Source organism: Kitasatospora sp. NPDC059327, assembly GCF_042752535.1.
In the GTDB taxonomy this organism is placed as follows: Bacteria; Actinomycetota; Actinomycetes; order Streptomycetales; family Streptomycetaceae; genus Kitasatospora.
Genome location: NZ_JBHYYB010000024.1, coordinates 113215 through 119223 on the forward strand (window position 1 = coordinate 113215; position 6009 = coordinate 119223).

The 6009-nt window shown below is 74.2% G+C and carries 6 protein-coding genes; 4 read left to right on the forward strand and 2 right to left on the reverse strand.

Features of this window, described 5'->3' with window-relative positions; genetic code table 11:
• The first annotated feature begins 111 nt into the window (after positions 1–111).
• Complete coding sequence (locus ACFXHB_RS17385) at positions 112–786, forward strand: TetR/AcrR family transcriptional regulator (RefSeq protein WP_380575134.1); 675 nt, start codon at positions 112–114, stop codon at positions 784–786.
• Between the two features lie 183 nt (positions 787–969).
• Here ACFXHB_RS17385 and ACFXHB_RS17390 read toward each other — a convergent pair whose 3' ends face one another.
• A complete protein-coding gene (locus ACFXHB_RS17390; protein WP_380575144.1) occupies positions 970–1845 on the reverse strand; it encodes an NB-ARC domain-containing protein in 876 nt (291 codons plus the stop codon).
• Positions 1802–2176, reverse strand: a complete 375-nt coding sequence (locus ACFXHB_RS17395) for a hypothetical protein (protein WP_380575136.1) — start codon at positions 2174–2176, stop codon at positions 1802–1804. Before ACFXHB_RS17395 ends, ACFXHB_RS17390 begins: the two co-directional genes overlap by 44 nt.
• Positions 2177–2563: 387 nt before the next feature.
• On the opposite strand from ACFXHB_RS17395, the gene ACFXHB_RS17400 reads away from it, so the two are divergent.
• The 3 genes from ACFXHB_RS17400 to ACFXHB_RS17410 all read left to right on the forward strand — a co-directional run bounded on the left by ACFXHB_RS17400 (position 2564) and on the right by ACFXHB_RS17410 (position 5882).
• Positions 2564–3406, forward strand: a complete 843-nt coding sequence (locus tag ACFXHB_RS17400; protein WP_380575137.1) for a hypothetical protein — start codon at positions 2564–2566, stop codon at positions 3404–3406.
• Positions 3407–3526: 120 nt separating this feature from the next.
• Positions 3527–5098 (forward strand): hypothetical protein, encoded by a 1572-nt coding sequence (locus ACFXHB_RS17405; protein ID WP_380575138.1) that lies wholly within the window; start codon positions 3527–3529, stop codon positions 5096–5098.
• An 82-nt stretch (positions 5099–5180) separates the two neighbouring features.
• Positions 5181–5882, forward strand: a complete 702-nt coding sequence (locus ACFXHB_RS17410) for a TIR domain-containing protein (RefSeq protein WP_380575139.1) — start codon at positions 5181–5183, stop codon at positions 5880–5882.
• The last annotated feature ends 127 nt before the right edge of the window (positions 5883–6009 follow it).

The following is a 6009-nucleotide window of genomic DNA, read 5'->3' on the forward strand; positions in this document are numbered from 1 at the left end:
ACCCCAGGCAAAGCGTTACGCTTCATAACGCGCCTTATGAAGCGTAACGTTTCCCTCGACGGGTACGGATTGTCAACGCGGTGACTGGCGCGGCGGGCGGATGGAGATGCGATGACGGGTGGGTCGACCGAGGAGAGCGGGGGGCGGAGCCGCCGCGAGCGGCTGCGCGCCGACACCGTGGAGGAGATCAAGCGCGCGGCCCTGGGCCTGATCGTCGAGCGTGGCGCCGCGAACCTCCGCTTCGCCGACATCGCCCGCACCATGGGGATGACCCCGCCCGCGCTCTACCGCTACTTCGCCGACCGGGACGAGCTGCTCACCGCCCTGGTCGCCGACTCGTACGACAGTCTGTCGGACGCGTTGACGGCGACCCGCGAGACCGTGCCGCCGGACGACCTGGACGGCCGCTTCGTGGCCACCTGCACGGCCTACCGCGCCTGGGCGCAGCGGAATCCGGAGGGCTTCGCCCTCATCTTCGGCTCCCCCGTACCCGGCTACGCGGCCCCACCGGACGGACCGACCGTGGTGGCCGGCCGGCGGGCGATGGAGCACATGGTCGAACTCGTCGCCGACACGGCCGAACGCGGCTTGTTCGGCAGCCCGCTGGTGCCGGACGGGGCGGAAGCCCTGATGCTGGCCTGGGCCACCGTGCACGGCTTCGTCACCCTGGAGGTGCACGGCCACTTCCACACGCTCGACCAGCACGCGCGGGACCGCCTCTTCGCGGTCCAGGCGGGCGTCGCCGCACGCACCGCGGGCCTGTCGCCGGCTGTGGACGGGCGGTGATCGATGCCCGCGCGGCCAGCGCGCGGTCGGAGGAGCCGCGCGCCTGACCGGACGCCAGGGCGTCCCGCCCCCGAGCGTGTCGGGAGCGGGACGCGGTGCGGGCGCAGGGCCCACGGGGGTGACGGGCCCACGGGGGTGAGGGGCCCACGGGGGTGAGGGCCGTGTCACCTCGCACCCGGTGGCTCAGTACCAGAGGTCGGGGCTGAGCTGGTAGTCGTAGCCGCTGCCGGGCTGCCAGTAGAAGCGGGCCTCGGCCTTGTAGTCGTGGCCCGGGGTCGGGTTGGTGAGGGTGTAGGTGTAGGAGTACTGGCCGGAGCGGCAGGGGAACGAGGTGGAGAGTGCCCGGCTGCCGGTGGTGTAGTCCCAGATGATGATCTGCCGCCCGGCCGAGTGGTGGATCCGGGCGATCAGGCCGCCGGTCGCGGCATGGAAGGCGGGCACGCCGAAGGAACGGAACCGGGCCAGGGCGCCTTCCGCCCGCTCCAGGGCCCGCGCGAGGTCGCCGCAGAGATGGAGGATCCGGGCCAGGTAGTAGCTCCCGACGGACGAGGAGATGGAGGCCTCACCGCCGGTCAGCTCGGCACACCGCTCACCGGCCTCGCGGGCCCGGTCGAGCAGCGTCGCGGCCGGGCCCAGGCCGAGCACGGGCGTGTCCGGGAGGGCGAGCTGCCGGAGGGCGCCGGCCCGTTCGTTGTCGAGCCGGGCGTAGGAGAGCGCCAGGACGGGCTCGACCGACGTGTGGTGGTGGGTGAGTTCGGCGAGGCGGGTCCGCTCGTCGGCCAGGGCGGAGGCCAGGCCGGCCAGGGACTGCGCGGGGTCGGCCGCGAGCCTGGAGCCGGCCACCCGTACGGCCAGCGGCAGCAGGCCGCAGGCCGTGACGATCGCGGTGGCGGCCTCGGGCTCGGCCTCCGTCCGTGCGCGGCCGGCGACGGTGGCGAGCAGGTCCAGCGCCTCGGCCGGCTCCATCGCGTCGAGGTGGAGGTGGTGGGCGCCCGGGAGGCCGGTCGGCCAGACCCTACTGGTGACCAGGACCGCGCAGGTCCGAGCTCCGGGCAGCAGGAGGGGCGATCTGCTCGGCGGAGGCCGCGTTGTCGAACAGCACCAGCAGGCGGCGGCCGGCCACGGTGGTGCGGTAGCGCGCGGCGCGCTCGGCCGGGTCCGCCGGGATCTCCCGCTCGGCGACGCCGAGCGAGGCCAGCAGCAGGCCGAGGGCCTCGGCCGGGTCGAGCGGGTCGGCCTGGGCGCCACACAGGTCCAGGTGCAGTCGGCCGTCGGGGAACCGCTCGCGCAGGGCGTGGGCGACGCGCAGGGCCAGACCGGTCTTTCCGGAACCACCGATCCCGTTGACCGCCGCGATGACCACGGCGCCCGGGTCGGGCCGGGTGAGCACGGCGGTCAGCTCTGCGGCAGCGCTCCGCCGGCCGGTGAAGTCGACCAGCGGAGTCGGAAGTCGTTCCGGTACGGGCGCGCCGCACCGTACGCGGCGGCGGTGCCGGACGGCGGCTACCGGGCGGGAGGCAGGGTGCTCGACGGCGCTGTGCCGCCGTTCGTCACGGAGGCGCCGGCGGACCCCGTGACCCGGTCGGACGGCGCATCGGAAGCGGATCGGAAGAGCTCCGGTTGTGGCCGCGGAAGCAGGGGGGCTGGTCGGATCGACCCGAGGGGCGGTGACCGGTGGGTCCGCGGACCCGGGGCCGGGGCACGGTGGTCGGGCCGGGTGGCCGGATGCGCCGGGTCCCACGCCCGAGTCCGTCGGCGACCGCACAGGAGGTCCGCGTTGAACGACAAGATTCCGGAGCCGCCGGTCCCGCCCGACAGCCGGGTCCGTGTTCCGGGCGGCGCCCGGCCCGTGCACCAGCCACCGTCGCTGCTGCCCCCGCCCGGCAGCGTCCGGACCGGGGTGTTCGCCGTCGTGGGGGGTTCGCTGGCGGTGCTGGTGCTGCTGCTCGGACTGGGCGGCGGCATCGACTTCGGGTCGGACGACGAGGGTGGCATCGACGAGAGCCTCTTCACCGGTTCCCGGGGCGGGGGATGGAACGAGCCACCGCCGGCGGTGACGCCCTCGTGGACGGCTTCCACGCCCACCTGGACACCCTCGCGCTCCGCCACCTACACGCCGTCGTCCGGCCGGACGCCGGTGGCGTCGGCCTCGCCGTCCTCGTCCTGGTTCGGCCCGTCGCCGTCCGGCTCCGCGACGGCGACGACGGCCGGTACGGCGACCGGGAGCGCGGCAACGACCGCGGCGACGACGGCGACGACGGCGACGACGGCTGCGACGGCGACGACGGCTGCGACGGCGACGACGGCTGCGACGGCGACGACGGCCGGAGTCGCCCAGCCCGACGTGGTGCTGCACGACTACTACACGGCGGTCAACACCGGTGCGTTCCGCACGGCCTGGCAACTCGGCGGGCGCAACCTCGCCGGCGACTACGACACCTTCGTCGCCGGCTTCTCCGGAACCACCTCCACCACGGTGTCCGTGCTCTCGGTCGAGGGTGCCGCGGTCACCGCGACGTTGGAGGCCCGGCAGACGGACGGCACGGTCCGGCGTTTCCGCGGCGTCTACACCGTCCTCGACGGCGCCATCACCAAGGCCACCGTCACCCGCACGGCATGACGGTGGCTCGGCACGGGCGCGAAGGCGCCGTTTCCGGCCGCACCGTCCGGGACGCCTTCCGTGACACCGGGCGCGGCAGTACTACCGGACCCACTCCACGACAGGAGCTCTGAACCACGGATGACCATCCACGGCGCCTCCCTCACCGCGCCGCCCGGCCCGGACGGGCACACCGATCCCCCGGGAGTGGACCCCCGCAGCCGGGCCACCCGGTTGCTCGCGGCGGGCACCTACCTGTCCCCGGAGTACCGCGGCGCGGTCATCCGGGAGCTGCTGACCAACCGGGCCCGGGCGGTCGCCCCCTCGTTCGGCTACGACGCCGTCCCGGTGCTGGCGCACGCCCTCGCGGCCCGCGCGCTGCAGCGCAAGGCCTGGGTCTACCTCGGTGTCGGGGGCGTCCTCCTGCTGGTCCTCTCCGGCACCGGCGTGATCGGGACCGGCTCCCTGCTGCTGCTCGCCCTCTGGCTGTGGTGGTCGGCCGACTACCTGCGGCGGGTGGCCACCCTGCAGACCCTGATCACCCGGCTCAAGGAGAGCGGGCCGGGCGGGGGCTTCGACGGTGGTCGGCCGTCGGCCGACCTCCTGCACGACGAGTTCGTCGAGAAGATCGACCGCGAGCAGTCGGCCCGGGACGGTGTCGCCTACTTCGGCGGATACCGCCCGTTCGTCGGGGCCGGCGCCCGGCTGAGCCGGTGGTCGAACGCGCAGTTGCTGCTCGGGGCCCCGGAGGACGGGAACGACGCGGCGGACCTGGTCGCCCGGATCCTCGGCCGGACGGATCCGCTTTCGGTCGAGGCGCCCACCGGACCGGTCGTCACCGGACGCCGCCCCGTCGTGCCGTTCGATGTCGCGGAGCTGGCGGCGTTCGTCCAGCAGCACATCACCGCCGAACTGCGTGACCAGGCGCGGGAGTCCGAGCGGATCGCGACCCTCACCGTGGAGCGCCGCAGCTACGCCCGGGCGGTCACCGTGCACGACCGGTCCGCCGGGGAGGGCTGGAGCCCGCTGCCGGTGATCGGCGAGGACCGGGACGAGCACTGGGCGGAGGGCTACGGTGCGTCCCGTGAGTATCTGTGCGCCCGGATCGGTTCCTGGGAGGAGGAGCTGGTCACCTCGGTGTTCGTGGGATTCGACATCCGCGGCAACACGCTGCACACCGAGTTCCACAGCCATGTGCTCACCCCGGTGATCTCCGAGTTCCACCTGGTCGACCGGCTGCCGGAGCGGTTGGACGGACCGCTGCTGTCGCGGGCGGCTCGGGACTCCCTGCGGCACGTGCTGAGCCGGTCCTGGAGGATCCTGCTGCCCCTCGGTCCGCTGCTGTCGGGGCTCGCGCGGCTCCGCCGGCACTACCGGGAGGGGCGGCGCTTCGAGGTCGAGATCGTCGCGGTCGCCGACCACAGCGAGTTCCGCCTCGGCCGGTACGCCACGCTCGCGGTGAACCGCGGCGCGCGCACCAGCGTCCGCGAGCTGGCCTGCAGCGACTCCTACCACCACTACTTCCAGGAGTCGGACGCCGACAAGTACACCCGGATCGTGGAGCGTCGGCTCCTGCACCTCGTCGAGCGCTTCCTGCGGGAGCACCAGGTCGACCTGGCGGACCACCGGCGCAACCAGAGCACCGTGCTGGCCGGCAACCACTTCGGCACCGGCGACATCGATCTCTCGCGCGACAAGCAGGTCAACACGTGACCTCCCGGGCGGCGTCGACACGGGACAGGCCCGAGGCCACGGCCACCGATCCGACCACCGAGGACCAAGGACACCCGACCCCATGACAGACCAGGAAGCGGGGCGTGGCGAAGCCGTGTACGGCAACCACTTCGGCAAGGGCGACATCGACCTCTCCACCGGCAAGACCGTCAACCACGGCGGTCCTGGGCAGGCCGCCGAACGGATGGCGGACGCGCGGGCGTCGGCCGCGCCGGAGCGGAGCCGCAACGTGTTCGTGGTCCACGGCCGCGACGAGCAGGTCCGGCGCGAGATGTTCGGGCTGCTGCGCAGGCTGGGACTGAACCCCCTGGAGTGGGAGCACCTGGTCGGGGCGACCGGCCTCCCCTCCCCGTTCATCGGCGAGGTGGTGGCCCACGCGCCCAGGGTGGCCGGGGCCGCGCTCGTCCTGCTCACCCCGGACGACGTCGCCGTGCTCCACGACGACCTGAAGGGGTCCGCCGAGCCGCCGCACGAGCTGGCTCCCACCGGCCAGCCGCGCCAGAACGTGCTGATCGAACTGGGCATGGTGCTGATGGCCTTTCCGGAACGGACGGTGATCGTCGAGTTCGGGGACATCCGGCCGGCCTCGGACCTGGCGGGCCGCAACGTGATCCGGTTCACGGCGGACGGGAACCCCGCCTTCGCGCTGCGCAAGGTCGCGCAGCGGCTGCAGGTGGCCGGCTGCCCGGTGGACGACCGGGGCCATGACTGGCTGGACACCGAGCCGTTCCAGGGCCTCGGTTCCTACCACCGCAGGGGCTGACCGGGGCACCGGACGGATCGGACCGGCCCGGCCGCGGTGCGCCCCCCCCCGCCGGGCGGGGGGGGGGGTAGGGGGGCGCGGCGCGAAGCGCGGGGGGGGCGCGCGCCGGGGCGTCGGCGGCGCCCGG

Coding starts and splice junctions, on each gene's coding strand:
- ACFXHB_RS17410 (WP_380575139.1), top strand. CDS start 5,181: ATGACAGACCAGGAAGCGGGGCGTGGCGAAGCCGTGTACGGCAACCAC.
- ACFXHB_RS17385 (WP_380575134.1), top strand. CDS start 112: ATGACGGGTGGGTCGACCGAGGAGAGCGGGGGGCGGAGCCGCCGCGAG.
- ACFXHB_RS17405 (WP_380575138.1), top strand. CDS start 3,527: ATGACCATCCACGGCGCCTCCCTCACCGCGCCGCCCGGCCCGGACGGG.